The sequence below is a fragment of the Mycobacterium colombiense genome (genome assembly GCF_003284935.1).
Taxonomy (GTDB): Bacteria; Actinomycetota; Actinomycetes; order Mycobacteriales; family Mycobacteriaceae; genus Mycobacterium; species Mycobacterium arosiense_A.
Window position 1 is genome coordinate 14,697 of record NZ_QMEV01000042.1, and the last position, 15,944, is coordinate 30,640.

The following is a 15,944-nucleotide window of genomic DNA, read 5'->3' on the forward strand; positions in this document are numbered from 1 at the left end:
CGTCGCGTCGCCGATGTCGCTCGGTATCGTCGTCGGACAACCGGGTGGCACCGGCGGTTTTGAGAACCTAATCACGGCAGCGCAGGAGTGGCGATGGTCGACTGGGCGCAGGAATGCGACGTACTGGTTGCCGGCTCGGGCGGCGGCGGCATGACCGGTGCCTACACCGCGGCGCGCGAGGGCCTCGACGTGCTGCTCGTCGAGGCGACGTCGAAATTCGGTGGCACCACCGCCTACTCCGGCGGCGGCGGCGTCTGGTTCCCGTGCAATCCGGTGCTGCTGCGCGCCGGAACCGACGACACCATCGAGGACGCGCTGACCTATTACCGCGCCGTGGTCGGTGACCGCACGCCGCGCGACCTGCAGGAAACCTTCGTCCGCGGCGGCGCGCCGCTGATCGAATACCTGGAAACCGACCCGAACCTGAAGTTCGTGCCGTTGCCCTGGCCCGACTACTACGGCAAGGCGCCCAAGGCGCGCCTGGACGGTCAGCGCCATATCGCGGCCAAGCCGCTGGCGGTGGCCGCCGCCCCGGAATTCCGCGAGGCGATCCGCGGGCCGCTGGACACCGACCGGCTCGGCGCCGAACCCCCGTCGGACTACTACCTCGGGGGCCGCGCCCTGATCGCGCGGTTCCTCAAGGCCATCGGGCAATACCCGAGCGCGTCGCTGCGCCGCGACGCCGCGCTGGTGGAGCTGGTGGTGACCGACGGCCGCGTCACGGGCGCCATCGTCGAGACCGGCGGCGAGCGCCGCGCCATCCGCGCCCGCCGGGGCGTGCTGCTGGCCGCCGGCGGCTTCGAGGCCAACGAGGAGCTGCGTCGCCGGTACGGAGTGCCGGGAACGTCGCGAGACACCATGGGGGGCCCCGGAAGTCGCGGCCTGGCGCTGCAGGCCGGCATCGCCGCGGGCGCCGACACCGACCTGCTCGACCAGGCCTGGTGGTCGCCGGGCATGACGCATCCCGACGGCCGGTCCGCGTTCGCGCTGTGGTTCACCGGCGGCATCTTCGTCAACCAGGACGGCAACCGCTTCGTCAACGAGTCCCGGGCCTACGACCGCGCCGGCCGCGAGATCATCGCGCAGGTGGCCGACGGGTCAATGACGTTGCCGTACTGGATGATCTACGACGACAAGGAGGGCGAGGTGCCGCCGGTCAAGGCGGCCAACGTCGCCATCGTCGAGACCGAAAAATACGTCGCCGCGGGCCTGTGGCACACCGCGGACACCCTCACCGAACTCGCCGCGAAAATCGGCGTGCCGGGTGAGCGGCTGGCGGCGACGGTCGCGCGGTTCAACGCCTTCGCCGCCGCCGGCGTCGACGAGGACTTCGGCCGCGGCGACGAGGCCTTCGACCGCGCCTTCTCGGCGGGCGCCTCGCCGCTGGTCCCCATCGACTCCCCGCCGTATCACGCCGCCGCGTTCGGCCTCTCCGATCTGGGCACCAAGGGCGGTCTGCGCACCGACACCGCGGCGCGGGTGCTCGACCGCGCCGGTCACCCGATCCCCGGCCTGTACGCGGCGGGAAACACGATGGCCGCGCCCAGCGGCACGGCGTATCCCGGCGGCGGCAATCCGATCGGAACCAGCATGCTGTTCAGCCATTTGGCCGTGCTGGACATGCGCGACCGTCAGCCCTGAGTTCTAGGCTGGGTGCGGTGACGGAACGAGATCGGCTTCGAGCACCGCTGGACGAGGGCGCCTTGCGCGCCGAGTTGATCGGCACCGGGCTGGGTTGGCGCAAGCTCGAGGTCGTCGAGCAGACCGGCTCCACCAACGCCGACCTGCTGGCCCGCGCGGCGGCGGGCGACGACGTCGCCGGCGCCGTGCTGATCGCCGAGCACCAGACCGCCGGGCGCGGCCGGCACGGCCGCGGCTGGTCGGCCACGCCGCGGGCCCAGATCACCATGTCGGTGGGGGTCAGCGTGGTCGACGTCCCCACCACCGGATGGGGCTGGCTGCCGCTGGCCACCGGGGTGGCGGTGGTCGACACCGTGACGCCACTGCTGGCGGGCACCGGGGCCCAGGCGGGTCTCAAGTGGCCCAACGACGTGCTGGCCGGGCCGCCGGATTCACCGGGCAAGCTGGCCGGGATCCTGGCCGAGGTGGCGAAGCCCGTCGTGGTAATCGGCTTGGGGCTCAACGTGACTCAATCCGCCGAGGAGATCGACGGCCCCGGCGCGACGTCGCTGCTGGACCTGGGCGTCGCCGCGCCCGACCGTACCCAGCTGGTGTCGGCCCTGCTGCGCGAGCTGGGGCGCCGGATCGTGGGCTGGCGCGCCGCGCGGGGGGCCGACTGGGCCCTGGCCGCCGACTACCGGGCCCGCAGCCTGACCATCGGCAACCGGGTGCGCGCGCACCTGCCCGGCGGCAAACAGGTCGACGGGACCGCCACCGCGATCGACGACCAGGGCAGGCTGTGCCTGGAAAGCGGCGGGCAGACCGTCGTCGTCGCGGCCGGTGACGTGGTGCATTTGCGCTAGTGGCGATCGCAAGCGCGGTGAAGCCGGGCGCAGCGGGTCGCCACCATTTGCGCTAGTGGCTTGCGCTAGTGGCTTGCGCTAGTGGCGATCGCAAGCGCGGCGCACAGCTAATGTCGGCGTCATGGGCTACCCGGATAACGTCTTGGCCGCCGGCGAACACGTCATCGTGCACCGCCACCCGCACTGGAAGCGGCTGATCTGGCCGGTGCTGGTGCTGATCGGAGTGACCGGCCTGGCCGCGTTCGGCTCCGGCTACCTCAACTCGACGCACTGGGAGCAGCTCGCCAAGAACATCATCTACGGCGTCATCTGGGGCGTCTGGCTGGTGATCGTCGGCTGGCTGACGCTGTGGCCGTTTCTGAGCTGGCTGACCACCCACTTCGTGGTGACCAACCGCCGGGTGATGTTTCGGCACGGGGTGCTCACCCGCACCGGAATCGACATCCCGCTGGCCCGAATCAACAGCGTGGAATTCCGCGACCGCATCACCGAGCGGATGTTCCGCACCGGGACGCTGATCATCGAATCGGCGTCACAAGATCCGTTGGAGTTCTACGACATTCCGCGGCTGCGCGAGGTGCACGCGCTGCTGTATCACGAAGTCTTCGACACCCTGGGCTCGGAGGAATCGCCCAGCTGACCCAGCCGGCCGGCCCGGTTGCGCCAGGCGCGCAGCAGGGTGACGTTGTCGTTTTCGATCTCGTCCTCGAAGACCTCGGCGATGCCGCCGGCGGTAAGGGCGGACTCCAGCGCCTTCTCCGGGTCGCGGGCGAACTGGTCGGGAAACACCCAGCGCCGAAACGCCCAGAACCGGAACGCCATCTGCAGCAGGTTGCCGATGATGTAGGCCGAGATGAAGTCGGCGACGTTTTCGACGGCCAGCGACACCGTGGGCTCGCGCAGCTGCAGCACGTAGCTGGAGAACCACAGCGGCGCCATGGACAGCAACACCCCCACGCCGCTGAACGCGAAGAACAGCAGCGCCTCGTGGTGGCGCTCGCGCCCGCCGCGATTGCGGAAGCTCCATTCCCGGTTCAGCACATAGGACGCGATCACCGCGACAATCCCGGCGATCACCTTTGCCGTCACCGGTTTGGACTCGAGAATTGTCAGCTTCAGCGTGTAGAAAATCGCCGAGTCGATGACGAATGTGGTTCCGCCGACGATGGCGAATTTGATCAGTTCGTGGTGGCGTAGCAAATAGGGCTGCATAACCCTAGGCAGACGCGAAATCGTGACTTCGGCGAAGGACACAACACGTCAGTGTACGGACGGACACAAATTCGACGCAAAATTGTACGTAACAATTCGGTGTCGGCGCCGGTCAACACGCCTTTAGCGCCGGGGAGTTTCGCCGTGACACCATGATGGCCGTGCCGAGTACACGCCCGCCGGGCGCCGCCCCCTCCGCAGCGTCCCGGACCGCCCCCCGCGCGGTCCCCGTCGTCGCGATGGTCGGCGGCGGCCAGCTTGCCCGAATGACCCACCAAGCGGCGATCGCCCTGGGGCAGACGCTGCGGGTGCTGGCCACCGCCGCCGACGAGCCGGCCGCGCTGGTCGCGCCCGACGTCGTCCTCGGATCGCACACCGACATCGACGACCTGCGCCGGGTGGCGGCGGGTGCCGACGTGCTGACGTTCGACCACGAGCACGTGCCGAACGAACTGCTGGACAAGCTGGTCGCCGAGGGCGTCAATGTGGCCCCGCCGCCGCAGGCCCTGGTGCACGCGCAGGACAAGCTCGTCATGCGCCGCCGGCTGGAGGCCCTGGGCGTCCCGGTGCCCCGCTACGCCGAGATCGGCAGCGTCGACGAACTCGACGCCTTCGCGCGGCGCATCGCCGGCCCGGTGGTCGTCAAGGCGGTCCGCGGCGGCTACGACGGGCGCGGGGTGCGGATGGCGCGCGACCCGCTGCACGCCCGCGAGATCGCGACCGCGTTCCTGGCCGATGGGGTGCCGGTGATGGCCGAGGAGCAGGTGAACCTGCGCCGCGAACTCTCCGCCCTGGTGGCCCGGTCGCCGTTCGGCCAGGGTGCCGCGTGGCCGGTCGTCGAGACCGTGCAGCGGGACGGGATCTGCGTGCAGGTGATCGCTCCCGCGCCGGAGCTGTCCGGCGAACGGGCCGCCGCCGCGCAACAGCTGGCGCTGCGGCTGGCGGCCGAGCTGGGCGTGGTCGGGGTGCTCGCCGTCGAGCTCTTCGAGACGGTGGACGGCGACCTGCTGGTCAACGAGCTGGCGATGCGGCCGCACAACTCCGGGCACTGGACCATGGACGGCTCGCGCACCAGCCAGTTCGAGCAGCATCTGCGCGCGGTGCTGGACTACCCGCTGGGCGACACCGACGCCCTGGGGGCGGTGACGGTTATGGCCAACGTGCTGGGCGCCCCCGAGATCCCGCGGATGAGCGTCGACGAGCGGCTGCACCACCTGTTCGCGCGGATGCCCGACGCCCGCGTGCACCTGTACGGCAAACAGGAACGACCCGGCCGCAAGGTCGGCCACATCAACTTCGTCCGCTCGGGGCCGGCGGATCGTGACACCGTCGCCAAGCTGCGGGAACGCGCCGAGCTGGCGGCACACTGGTTGTCACACGGGCAGTGGGCGGACGGATGGGATCCACATGCCGGCGACGATGAACAGGGCAGTGCGATCGACAATGGCGGGAGAAGCGGCATAAATGACCATGAGTAAGCAGCCGAGGGTCGGCGTGATCATGGGCAGCGACAGCGACTGGTCGGTGATGGCCGACGCCGCGGCGGCGCTGGCCGAGTTCGACGTGCCGGCCGAGGTCCGGGTCGTCTCCGCGCACCGCACCCCGCAGGTGATGTTCGACTACGCGCGCGACGCGGCCGGGCGCGGCATCGAGGTGATCATCGCGGGGGCCGGGGGAGCCGCGCACCTGCCGGGCATGGTCGCCTCCGCGACGCCGCTGCCGGTGATCGGCGTCCCGGTGCCGCTGGCGCGCCTGGACGGCCTGGACTCGCTGCTGTCGATCGTGCAGATGCCCGCCGGTGTGCCGGTGGCCACGGTCTCCATCGGGGGAGCCCGCAACGCGGGCCTGCTGGCCGTGCGCATCCTCGGTTCCTCGGACCCGGCGCTGCGGGCGCGGATCGTGGAGTTCCAGGAGCAGCTGGCCGCGAGCGTGCGGGCCAAGGATGAGGCGCTCCAGCAGCGTCAGGGTAAAGTTACCGGCGAGTAGCAATAGGAGGCCGAGATGGCTGGATGGGCCGGAAACCCCACCTTTGATTTGTTCCAATTGCCCGAGGAGCACACCGAATTGCGGGCGGCGATCCGCGCGCTGGCGGAGAAGGAGATCGCCCCGCACGCCGCCGACGTGGACGAGAACTCCCGGTTCCCCGAGGAGGCGCTGGCGGCGCTGAACGCGTCCGGTTTCAACGCCGTACACGTGCCCGAGGAATACGGCGGGCAGGGCGCGGACTCGGTGGCGGCCTGCATCGTGATCGAGGAAGTCGCCCGCGTCGACGCGTCGGCGTCGCTGATTCCGGCGGTCAACAAGCTGGGCACCATGGGGCTGATCCTGCGCGGCTCCGACGAGCTGAAGAAGCAGGTGCTGCCCTCGATCGCCGACGGCACCGCGATGGCGTCCTACGCGCTGTCCGAGCGCGAGGCCGGCAGCGACGCGGCCTCGATGCGGACCCGCGCCAAGGCCGACGGGGACGACTGGATCCTCAACGGCGCCAAGTGCTGGATCACCAACGGCGGCAAGTCGAGCTGGTACACGGTGATGGCCGTGACCGACCCGGACAAGGGCGCCAACGGCATCTCGTCGTTCATGGTGCACGCCGACGACGAGGGCTTCTCGGTGGGGCCCAAGGAGCGCAAGCTCGGCATCAAGGGCTCACCGACCACCGAGCTCTACTTCGAGAACTGCCGCGTCCCGGGCGACCGGATCATCGGCGAGCCCGGTACCGGCTTCAAGACCGCGCTGGCGACGCTGGACCACACCCGGCCCACCATCGGTGCCCAGGCGGTCGGCATCGCCCAGGGCGCGCTGGACGCCGCCATCGCCTACACCAAGGACCGCAAGCAGTTCGGCCATCCGGTCAGCGACAACCAGGGCGTGCAGTTCATGCTCGCCGACATGGCCATGAAGGTGGAATCCGCGCGGCTGATGGTCTACCACGCCGCCGCCCGCGCCGAGCGTGGCGAATCCCACCTGGGCTTCATCTCCGCCGCCTCGAAGTGCCTGGCCTCCGACGTCGCGATGGAGGTCACCACCGACGCGGTGCAGCTGTTCGGCGGGGCCGGCTACACCGTGGACTTCCCCGTCGAGCGGATGATGCGCGACGCCAAGATCACCCAGATCTACGAGGGCACCAACCAGATTCAGCGCGTCGTGATGTCGCGGGCGCTGCTGCGCTGATCGCCTTCGGCGATGCTGCTGGGAAAAGCCGAACCGCACCGCTTAGGATCTCCACTCGGTGCGTGAAGTCCACACCGACAGTCGGTAAACAGCCACCGACTCACGTCCGACCACCTCACGGAGCAAAGGGTCGTATCGCGGCAAGGGGGTCTGCTGTGCAGAACGTGACTACCCGAGCCCGTTCACAGATGGCCGGGAATTGATACCGACGCGCGCTGTCGCCACGCCGACGGCGAGTTGGCAGTCGTTGTCGTTGCTGTTGGTCGAGGACGACCGCGCCGACGCGGTGCTGGTGGAAGAGCTGATCACCGACGCGGCCACCGACATCCGGGTGGTGTGGGCGAAGTCCATGGAGCACGCCGAACGCGAGCTGGCGTCCTCGCGGCCCGACTGCGTGCTGCTGGATCTGCACCTGCCCGACGCCAGCGGGTTCGACGCGTTGAACCGCATCGCCACCCTCGACGCGACCGTTCCGATCGTGGTGCTGACCGGGCTGAACGACGAGTACTTCGGGGCGTCGGCCGTCGCCGCCGGTGCCCAGGACTACCTGGTGAAGGGCCGGGTCGAGCCGGAGATGCTGCGCCGCGCGCTGCTGTACGCGATCGAGCGCAAGCGTGCCGAGCTCATCGCCGCCGATCTGCACGCGACGCAGCTGCGGGCCCGGGAGAACGCGCTGCTGGAACGCGGACTGCTGCCGTCGCCGCTGCTGCTGGACAACCCGGGCATCGCCATCGTCGCCCGATACCGGCCGAGCCGCGAGGACGCGCTGCTGTGCGGGGATTTCTACGACGTGGTCCAGACGCCCGACCGGGTCGTGCACGTGCTGATCGGCGACGTCGCCGGGCACGGCCCACACGAGGCGGCGCTGGGCGCGGCCCTGCGGATCGCGTTTCGCGCGCTCACCTTCGCCGGGGTGCACGGCGTCGAACGGATGCGCCAGCTCGAGCGGGTCTTGTATTCGGAACGCACCGGCACCGGGATTTTCGCGACCGTGCTCAGCCTGGAGATCTCGCCCGACAGTCCGGGGATGAGCGTCGTCCGCGCCGGGCATCCCGGGATGCTGCTGCAGGCCGGCGGAACGGTGGAGTGGTTGGAGCCGCCGGGCGGCCCGGCGCTGGGTCTGCTCGCCGGTGACTGGCCGCGAGAAGAGCTGGAGCTGCGCGCGGGTGAGGGCCTGCTGTTGCTGACCGACGGGCTCTACGAGGGATATTCGGGCGAAGGCACGCAACGGCTCGGCGAGGACGGCCTGCTTGCCCTGGCCCGCACGCACGCCGACCGGCCGGGTCCCGCGTTCGTCGACGCGCTGATCAACGGGGCGCAGGAACTCGCGCAGCCCCGCGGCGGCCTCACCGACGACATCGCCGTGCTGCGGCTGGAGAGGACGACCCCGTGACGGAATCGCGTCCGCTTCGGTTGAGGGAACTCACCGTGCGGGGGTGGCTGGCGCTCGTGTTGTGGATCATGGGCGCTACGGTCCTCGTCGGGGCGCTGGTCGGCGCGGCGTTGCTGCACCGCACCGACGAGGTGTCGCACGAGGTGGCCGCCCAGATCCAGCCGGCGCGGGTCGCGGCGGCCCGGCTGCAGGCGGCCCTGCGGGACCAGGAGACCGGGATGCGTGGCTACCTGATCGCCGCCGACCGGCAATTCCTGGCTCCCTATTACGACGGGCAACGCGCCGAACAGGCCGCCGCCGACGAGATCCGCCAATTGGTGGGCGGGCGTGCGGAGTTGATGGCCGATCTGGGCGCCGTCGAGGCCGCCGCCGCCGACTGGCGGAACAGCTACGCCGAGCCGCTTATCGCCAACGTCGCCCCCAAGACACCGAGCGTCATCAGCCCCCGCACGGCCGACGTGGGGAAGATGAAATTCGACCGTCTCCGTGAGCTTTTCGATACCCAGAACTCCCATCTGACGGTGGCCGCCGCGGCCGCCACCGACGAACTCAACGAGATCAACGGCTGGCGCGACTGGGTGCTGGGCACCACGGTGCTGATCGTCATCGGGGCGGCCCTGGTGCTGGGGTTGCTCAGCCGTGCCGCGATCACCCGTCCGATCGCGGCGCTGGCCGCGGCCTGCCGGCGGATCGCCGAGGGCAGCTTCGACGAAACCATCTCGGCTCCCAAGCGGCCCAGGGACATTCGCAACATGGCGATCAGCGTGGAGAACATGCGCAAGCGCATCGTCGAGGAACTCGAGGTGTCGCACGGTGCCCAGGCGCAGCTGGACGAGCAGGCCGCCGAGTTGCGCCGGTCCAACACCGAACTCGAGCAGTTCGCCTACGTCGCCTCCCACGACCTGCAGGAGCCGCTGCGCAAGGTCGCGTCGTTCTGTCAGCTGCTGGAAAAGCGCTACGGCGACCAGCTCGACGAGCGCGGCATCGAATACATCGGCTTCGCGGTCGACGGCGCCAAGCGCATGCAGGCGCTGATCAACGACCTGCTCACCTTCTCCCGGGTGGGCCGGCTGGGCACCACCGAGACCGAGGTGGCGCTCGACGCGACGCTGGACGCCGGGCTGGCCAACCTGGTCGTCGCGATCGAGGAATCCGACGCCGAGATCGTGCGCCCGGCCGAGCCGCTGCCGCAGATCGTCGGGGATCCGATGCTGCTGACGATGCTGTGGCAGAACCTGATCGGCAACGCGATCAAGTTCCGGCACAAGGATCGCCGGCCCCGCATCGTCATCGACTGCGCACCGGGCACCGGCACTCACGACGGGCAGTGGTTGCTGAGCGTGGCGGACAACGGCATCGGCATCCCGGAGGAGTTCTCCGACAAGGTCTTCGTGATCTTCCAGCGGCTGCACGGCCGGGATGTGTACGCCGGCACCGGGGTTGGCCTGGCGCTGGTGAAGAAGATCATCGAGCACCACGGCGGCACCGTGCGGATCGACACGTCCTACACCGACGGGACCCGATTCGAATTCACCCTGCCCATGCCCGAATCCGTCGACGACGAAGCAGACCCGGTCGCTTTGGAAGGAGCGCATCAATGACGACACCCGAAGGCAGAGCCATCGACATCCTGCTGGTCGAGGACGATCCGGGTGACGAGCTCATCACGCGAGAAGCCTTCGAGCACAACAAGCTCAAGAACCGGCTGCACGTCGCCCACGACGGGGAGGAAGGCCTCAACTACCTTTACCGGCGCGGTGAATACGCCGACGCGCCGCGGCCCGACCTCATCCTGCTCGATCTGAATCTGCCCAAATACGACGGCCGCCAGCTGCTGGAGAAGATCAAGTCCGACCCCGACCTGGCTCGCATCCCGGTCGTCGTGCTCACCACCTCCTCGGCGGAGGAAGACATCCTCAAGAGCTACAAGCTGCACGCGAACGCCTACGTCACCAAACCCGTCGACCTCGATCAGTTCATGAAGGCCGTCCGCCAGATCGACGAGTTCTTCGTTCAGGTCGTGCGGCTACCCGGCAACGGGAGCTGATCGCGCGGCGCCCGCCGCGATAGCCAGCCGATCAACCACCCGAGCACGATCAGCAAGACAAACACGGCCGGTCAGCCGGCCGTGCCGAAAACGGACCGTGGAATCGCTCGGTGTCCTGGGCTTCTCATCAGCCATCGATGCTACGTGCTAGGGCTGCAAACAGCGGGCACACAGTGACCTCTTATCGAATGTCAAGGGTTTGTATATTCACGGTTGGTTAACTTTTGTTGTTCCCTGGGCAGTAGCCGGCGGTGAGGCCTGCGCGTTCGCCGCCGCGACGTGCGAAGGAGTTGCGTGAGGTTCGCTCGATACGGCGCCCCGCTGATCCTGGCGACCGCGACCGCCCTGGCGCTGACGGGCTGCGGCCACTCGAACTCGTCGGGCTCCGGGGCCAAGCCGGCATCAGTGGACTGCGGCGGCAAAAAGGTGCTCAAGGACGCCGGCTCCACCGCGCAGCAGAACGCGATCGAGCAATTCGTCTACGCCTACGTCCGCGCCTGCCCGGGCTACACGCTGGACTACAACGCCAACGGCTCGGGCGCCGGTGTCACGCAGTTCGTCAACAATCAGACCGACCTTGCCGGTTCGGATGTGCCGCTGGATCCCACCACCGGCCAGAACGACCGGGCCGCGGCGCGGTGCAATTCGCCGGCCTGGGACCTGCCGACGGTCTTCGGGCCGATCGCGGTGACCTACCACCTCGCCGGGGTCAACGGGCTGAAACTGGACGGGCCCACCGTCGCGAAGATCTTCAACGGCGCCATCACCAAGTGGGACGACCCGGCGCTCAAGGCCATCAACCCGAGCCTGAACCTGCCCTCGACGCCCATCGCGGTCATCTTCCGCAGCGACAAGTCCGGTACCACCGCCAACTTCCAGAAGTACCTCGACGGCGCGTCCAACGGCGCCTGGGGCAAGGGCACCAGCGAGACGTTCACCGGCGGCGTCGGTCAGGGCGCCAGCGGGAACAACGGCACGTCGGCGCTGCTGCAGAACACCGACGGGTCGATCACCTACAACGAGTGGTCGTTCGCGGTCGGCAAGCAGCTGAGCATGGCGTCGATCATCACGTCGGCCGGACCGGACGCGGTGCCCATCACCAAGGACTCCGTCGAGAAGACGATCGCCGGGGCCACCTTCCAGGGGCAGGGCAACGACCTGGTGCTGGACACCTCGTCGTTCTACAAGCCCACCCAGCAGGGCGCCTACCCGATCGTGCTGGCGACCTACGAAATCGTGTGCTCGAAATATCCGGACGCGGCGACGGGCTCCGCGGTGAAGGCGTTCATGCAGGCCGCGATCGGGCCGGGCCAGGACGGACTGGACCAGTACGGTTCCATCCCGCTGCCCAGCTCGTTCACGGCGAAGTTGTCGAGCGCGGTCAATGCGATTTCCTGACCGACGCCTCGGACCAGCGAAGGAGGCTCGACGGTGAGCGATAGCGGGCCGGCCACCAGGGGTGGGTCGTGGTTCGGCCCCTACCGGCTGGTGCGGCTTCTGCGTCAGGGCGGCATGGGTGAGGTGTACGAGGCCGAGGACGCCCGCAAACGCCGCTTGGTGGCCCTCAAGCTGATCTCGCAGCAGTTCTCCGGCAACGCGGAGTTCAGTGCCCGGCTGCAGCGCGAGGCCGACATCGCGGGACGGCTGACCGAACCGCACGTGGTGCCGATCCACGACTACGGCGAGATCGACGGGCGATTCTACGTGGAGATGCGCCTCGTCGACGGCATCGATCTGGCCACGCTGTTGCACCGGGAGGGGCCGCTGGCCGCGCCGCGGGCGATCGCGATCATCAGCCAGGTCGCCGCCGCGCTGGACGCGGCGCACGCCGCCGGGGTGACGCACCGCGACGTCACCCCGGGCAACATCCTGGTCACCCCCAGCGACTTCGCCTACCTGGCGGACTTCGGCATCGCGCGCGCCGCGTCCGATCCCGGGCTGACCCAGGTGGGGACCGCGATCGGAACGTATTACTACATGGCCCCGGAACGATTCACCGAGGACGAGGTCACCAACAGCGTCGACATCTATTCGCTCGCATGCGTGTTGAGCGAGTGTTTGACCGGCTCGCCGCCGTACCGGGCCGACACCGTCGAACGCCTGGTCGCCGCGCATCTGACCAAGACGGCCCCGCCGCCCAGCCAGCTGCGCCCCGGCGCGTTTCCGCCCGCCCTGGATCAGGTGATCGCCAAGGGCATGGCCAAACGCCCCGAGGACCGCTATCGCACCGCGGGCGAGTTCGCAGCCGCCGCCCATGACGCGCTGACCACCTCCGAGCAGCGCAAGGCCAGCACGATCCTGCGCGACGGCCACGATTCGTACGCCTCGTCGCCGAGCGCCGATACCGTGGCCGGACCGCTGCCCCCGGCGGCCGGCGGCGCGAACCGGGGCGAGCGGTCCGGCCCTCGGCCGTCGCTGATCCGCGCCGCCCCAACGGCTTCCGGCCGCGCGTACGTTCCCGCCCCGGACTTCGGGCGCCCGGCCGCGCCGACCGACAACAAGCGAAAGCAGTGGCTCATCGTCGGCGCCATCGCGCTGGTCGCGCTGGTCGCGTTCGTCGTGGCGGTCGTCGGCTACCTGTCCACCGGATCCTCGGGACCGTCGAAGCAGGCCAGCGGCCAAAGTGTGTTGCCGTTCAAAGGGATTGACTTCCGCCTCTCCCCGGGCGGGGTGACGCTGGACGGCGCGGGCAACGTCTACGTCACCAGCGAAGGCATGTACGGCCGGGTGGTGAAGCTGACGGCCGGTTCCGACGCCACCACGGTGCTGCCGTTCAACGGGCTCTACCAGCCTCAGGGCCTGGCGGTCGACGGCGCGGGCACGGTGTATGTCGCCGACTTCAACAACCGGGTGCTCAGCATGGCGGCGGGCTCCAACGATCAGAAGCCGCTGCCGTTCACCGGTTTGAACTATCCCGAGGGTGTGGCGGTCGACGGCCAGGGCGGGGTGTACGTCGCCGACCGCGGCAACAGCAGGGTGGTGAAGCTGGCCGCGGGGTCGCAGAACCAGACCGTGCTGCCGTTCAACGGGCTGAACAATCCGGACGGCGTGGCCGTCGACCCGGCGGGCAACGTCTACGTCGCCGACACCGACAACAACAGGGTGGTCAAGCTGGACGTGGCGTCAAACACCCAGTCGGAGTTGCCATTTCATGACCTGTCCGTGCCGTGGGGCATCGCGGTGGACAACAGCGGAACCGTCTACGTCACCGAGCACGACAAGAGCGACGTGGTGAAGTACCCGCCGGGGGCGACGACCGCGACCGTCCTCGGCTTCACCGGACTCAACACCCCGCTGGCGGTGACGGTCGACAAGGATCAGAGCGTCTACGTCGCCGACCGCGGCAACGACCGGGTGGTCAAGCTGACGCCGTGAAAGCCTACGGCGCGGGCTGCGGCGCGCCCAGGTACTCCTCGGTGTGCTGGCCGAGGGCCGGGGGAGGCTCGGCGGCCCAGCCGGCCGATGCGGCCTCGAAGCTGGAATAGCGCGCCGGGGTGCGGATTACCCTGACTTCGTCGGCGCCCTCGCCGACCGGCAGGGCCAGCTCGTTCTCGGCGAACAGCGCGGTGCTCACCACCTGCTTCCAGGTGTAGGCGTGGCAGGCCATCAGGCCGCCCTCCTGGAGCAGGCGCACCCATTCGTCGGCGGTCTTGGCGGCCAGCGCCTTTTCGAGTTCCTCGGTCAGTTCGGGATAGTTGAGCGCCCGCGCGCGCTGGTCGATGAACCGCTCGTCGTCGCGCATGTCGGGGCGGCCGATGATCTCGCACAGCTTGTCCCAGTGCTTGGGCACGTACGCGCTGATCACCAGGTAGCCGTCGGCGGCCTTGAACGCGTCCGACGGTTGGGTGGCGAAGCCAACTCCCTTGCGCCGCTTCGGTTTCGGTGCAGCATCCGGCGTGGGGGCCTCGGTCGGCTTGTTCAGGTGGATGGTCAGCTGGCTGGCCTGCAGGCTGACCGCGACGTCGTACATGGCGACCCGCACGACGTCGGCGACGCCGTGGCGCTCGCGGTTGAGCAGCGCGGCCAGCACGGCCTGGGCCAGCACGTGACCGCTGGCGGCGTCGACGAGCTGGAACGGGATGATCTGCGGTTTGCCGGTGGGCGTGGGCATCCCGGTGGTCATGCCCGACTCGGCGGCCACCATCAGGTCCACGCCCGGCCTGCTGCCCTCCGGGCCGTTGCCGCCGTACGCCGAGAGGCGCGCGTAGATGAGCTTGCGGTTGCGCGCCTGCAGCTCGTCGGGGCCCAGGCCCATGCGTTCCATCACCCCGGGCCGAAACCCTTCCAGCACAACGTCGGCCGTATCGACCAGCCGCAGGATCCGTTGCTTGGCCTCGTCGCTGCGCAGGTCGGCCATCACCGACTTCTTGCCCCGGTTGTGGGGGAGGAACAGGGTGGCCAGCGGGGGACGCCCGGGCAGGACCGCCGTGATGTGCCGGGCGGCCTCGCCGGCGGGCGCCTCGATCTTGATGACTTCGGCGCCCAGGTCGGCCAGCACCTGTCCGGCCATCGGGCCGGCGATGTTCTGGGTGAAGTCGAGTACCCGGAATCCGTCAAGTGGCTTGGCGGGCTTGCTGTTCGGCATCGTCTACCCCGTCTTGTTCAGCACCGCGGTGCAGTAGTGATTCTGGGCGAAGGGCGCATTGGGGTCGGTCGACTGCAGCGGCAGGCCGGTGTTGGCCAGCAGCTGGTTGAGCGGGGTGCGGACCGGCTGCCAGCCCCGGTGCTGCAGATAGGTCGCCACGTCGTTGCGCTCGCCGGGGAACCCGAGGTCGCCCAGGGCGATGTCCAGCCCGTTGCGCCGCCACTTCTCGCTCGCGGCGTTCAGCGCGTCCCCGTTGATTCCCGTGTTCGCGAAGACCTCGACCACCAGTTGGCTGCCGTCGGCGGACAGGGCGGTGATGTTGTCCAGCAGGCGATCCTGGGCCTCGGGCGGCAGGAACCCGACCAGTCCCTCGGCCGCCCAGGCGGCGGGACGCCCGGTGTCGAAGCCGGCCTGGCGCAGCGCCGCCGGCCAGTCGTGGCGCAGGTCGATGGGAACGGCGCGCACCTCGGCGGTGGGTTCGGCGCCGAGTTCGGCGATGGTGGCGGCCTTGAACTCGAGAACCTGCGGCTGGTCGATCTCGAACACCGTGGTGCCCGGCGCCCACGCGAGCCGATAGGCGCGGGCGTCCAGCCCGGAGGCCAGAATGACCACCTGGTCGATGCCCGCCGCGCCTGCCTCGGCGAAGAAGGCGTCGATGTAACGGGTCCGCGCGGCGAGCATGTCGGTCATGCGTTGCATGCCCCACGGGGCGCCGGGCTCGTCGACGTCGGCGGAGTCCAGTTCGCCGGCGGCCCAGCGGGTCATGAAGTCGACCCCGACCGCGCGCACCAGCGGCTCGGCGAACCGGTCGTCGATCAGCCCGTCCAGGGTGGCGCGGGCCCGCCCGGCGGCCACCATGGTGGCGGTCGCTCCCACGCTGGTCGCCAGGTCCCAGGTGTCGTCGTCGGTGCGCGCCATCGAGGAAATCCCTTCCGATCTACTGGTTAGCCACAATAACTACCGGCGCCGCGGACCGGGTCGCGAGGTGCGACACAGATCGATCACGGCCGGGCGTTGCGGGCCGAGGGGGCGGCCGCGCCGCCGCTAACCTCG

14 protein-coding genes are annotated in these 15,944 nt (G+C 69.5%); 11 read left to right on the forward strand and 3 right to left on the reverse strand.

Annotated elements, in window-relative coordinates; all coding sequences use genetic code 11:
- The first annotated feature begins 93 nt into the window (after positions 1–93).
- The 3 genes from DQP57_RS17895 to DQP57_RS17905 all read left to right on the forward strand — a co-directional run bounded on the left by DQP57_RS17895 (position 94) and on the right by DQP57_RS17905 (position 3,123).
- Positions 94–1,641, forward strand: a complete 1,548-nt coding sequence (locus tag DQP57_RS17895; RefSeq protein ID WP_112634135.1) for an FAD-binding protein — start codon at positions 94–96, stop codon at positions 1,639–1,641.
- A gap of 17 nt (positions 1,642–1,658) precedes the next feature.
- A complete protein-coding gene (locus DQP57_RS17900) occupies positions 1,659–2,483 on the forward strand; it encodes a biotin--[acetyl-CoA-carboxylase] ligase (RefSeq protein WP_112634109.1) in 825 nt (274 codons plus the stop codon).
- A 121-nt stretch (positions 2,484–2,604) separates the two neighbouring features.
- Complete coding sequence (locus tag DQP57_RS17905) at positions 2,605–3,123, forward strand: PH domain-containing protein (protein WP_112634110.1); 519 nt, start codon at positions 2,605–2,607, stop codon at positions 3,121–3,123.
- On the opposite strand, the gene DQP57_RS17910 is transcribed toward DQP57_RS17905, so the two are convergent.
- Positions 3,078–3,737, reverse strand: a complete 660-nt coding sequence (locus tag DQP57_RS17910) for a GtrA family protein (protein WP_112634111.1) — start codon at positions 3,735–3,737, stop codon at positions 3,078–3,080. The genes DQP57_RS17905 and DQP57_RS17910 overlap by 46 nt on opposite strands.
- Positions 3,738–3,847: 110 nt before the next feature.
- Between DQP57_RS17910 and DQP57_RS17915 the strand changes: the two genes are divergently transcribed.
- The 8 genes from DQP57_RS17915 to DQP57_RS17950 all read left to right on the forward strand — a co-directional run bounded on the left by DQP57_RS17915 (position 3,848) and on the right by DQP57_RS17950 (position 13,681).
- On the forward strand, positions 3,848–5,173 hold the full coding sequence (locus DQP57_RS17915; protein WP_430919614.1) for a 5-(carboxyamino)imidazole ribonucleotide synthase: 1,326 nt from the start codon (positions 3,848–3,850) through the stop codon (positions 5,171–5,173).
- Complete coding sequence (gene purE / locus DQP57_RS17920) at positions 5,160–5,681, forward strand: 5-(carboxyamino)imidazole ribonucleotide mutase (RefSeq protein ID WP_112634113.1); 522 nt, start codon at positions 5,160–5,162, stop codon at positions 5,679–5,681. The genes DQP57_RS17915 and purE overlap by 14 nt, the downstream gene beginning before the upstream one ends.
- Before the next feature lie 15 nt (positions 5,682–5,696).
- On the forward strand, positions 5,697–6,866 hold the full coding sequence (locus tag DQP57_RS17925; RefSeq protein WP_112634114.1) for an acyl-CoA dehydrogenase: 1,170 nt from the start codon (positions 5,697–5,699) through the stop codon (positions 6,864–6,866).
- A gap of 247 nt (positions 6,867–7,113) precedes the next feature.
- Entirely contained in the window at positions 7,114–8,259 is a 1,146-nt protein-coding gene (locus DQP57_RS17930) for a PP2C family protein-serine/threonine phosphatase (protein ID WP_112634115.1), read from the forward strand.
- Entirely contained in the window at positions 8,256–9,860 is a 1,605-nt protein-coding gene (locus tag DQP57_RS17935; RefSeq protein ID WP_112634116.1) for a sensor histidine kinase, read from the forward strand. The genes DQP57_RS17930 and DQP57_RS17935 overlap by 4 nt, the downstream gene beginning before the upstream one ends.
- A complete protein-coding gene (locus tag DQP57_RS17940; protein ID WP_066868516.1) occupies positions 9,857–10,306 on the forward strand; it encodes a response regulator in 450 nt (149 codons plus the stop codon). The genes DQP57_RS17935 and DQP57_RS17940 overlap by 4 nt, the downstream gene beginning before the upstream one ends.
- Positions 10,307–10,600: 294 nt before the next feature.
- The gene (gene pstS, locus DQP57_RS17945) at positions 10,601–11,704 is read left to right on the forward strand and encodes a phosphate ABC transporter substrate-binding protein PstS (protein ID WP_112634117.1); all 1,104 of its coding nucleotides are present in this window, start codon (positions 10,601–10,603) and stop codon (positions 11,702–11,704) included.
- Positions 11,705–11,737: 33 nt separating this feature from the next.
- Positions 11,738–13,681, forward strand: coding sequence for a serine/threonine-protein kinase PknD (locus DQP57_RS17950; protein WP_112634118.1), 1,944 nt, complete (start codon positions 11,738–11,740; stop codon positions 13,679–13,681).
- A gap of 4 nt (positions 13,682–13,685) precedes the next feature.
- Here DQP57_RS17950 and DQP57_RS17955 read toward each other — a convergent pair whose 3' ends face one another.
- Entirely contained in the window at positions 13,686–14,891 is a 1,206-nt protein-coding gene (locus DQP57_RS17955; RefSeq protein WP_112634119.1) for a CaiB/BaiF CoA transferase family protein, read from the reverse strand.
- Between the two features lie 3 nt (positions 14,892–14,894).
- Positions 14,895–15,809 carry a class I SAM-dependent methyltransferase gene (locus tag DQP57_RS17960; RefSeq protein ID WP_112634120.1) on the reverse strand — a complete coding sequence of 305 codons (915 nt, stop codon included), beginning with the start codon at positions 15,807–15,809 and terminating at the stop codon, positions 14,895–14,897.
- Positions 15,810–15,944: the final 135 nt, after the last annotated feature.

What these genes read in the sequence shown, in the direction of transcription:
- DQP57_RS17940 (WP_066868516.1), top strand. Translation starts at nt 9,857, where the DNA reads ATGACGACACCCGAAGGCAGAGCCATCGACATCCTGCTGGTCGAGGAC.
- purE (WP_112634113.1), top strand. Translation starts at nt 5,160, where the DNA reads ATGACCATGAGTAAGCAGCCGAGGGTCGGCGTGATCATGGGCAGCGAC.
- DQP57_RS17955 (WP_112634119.1), bottom strand. Translation starts at nt 14,891, where the DNA reads ATGCCGAACAGCAAGCCCGCCAAGCCACTTGACGGATTCCGGGTACTC.
- DQP57_RS17915 (WP_430919614.1), top strand. Translation starts at nt 3,848, where the DNA reads ATGATGGCCGTGCCGAGTACACGCCCGCCGGGCGCCGCCCCCTCCGCA.
- DQP57_RS17905 (WP_112634110.1), top strand. Translation starts at nt 2,605, where the DNA reads ATGGGCTACCCGGATAACGTCTTGGCCGCCGGCGAACACGTCATCGTG.
- DQP57_RS17960 (WP_112634120.1), bottom strand. Translation starts at nt 15,809, where the DNA reads ATGGCGCGCACCGACGACGACACCTGGGACCTGGCGACCAGCGTGGGA.
- DQP57_RS17895 (WP_112634135.1), top strand. Translation starts at nt 94, where the DNA reads ATGGTCGACTGGGCGCAGGAATGCGACGTACTGGTTGCCGGCTCGGGC.
- DQP57_RS17925 (WP_112634114.1), top strand. Translation starts at nt 5,697, where the DNA reads ATGGCTGGATGGGCCGGAAACCCCACCTTTGATTTGTTCCAATTGCCC.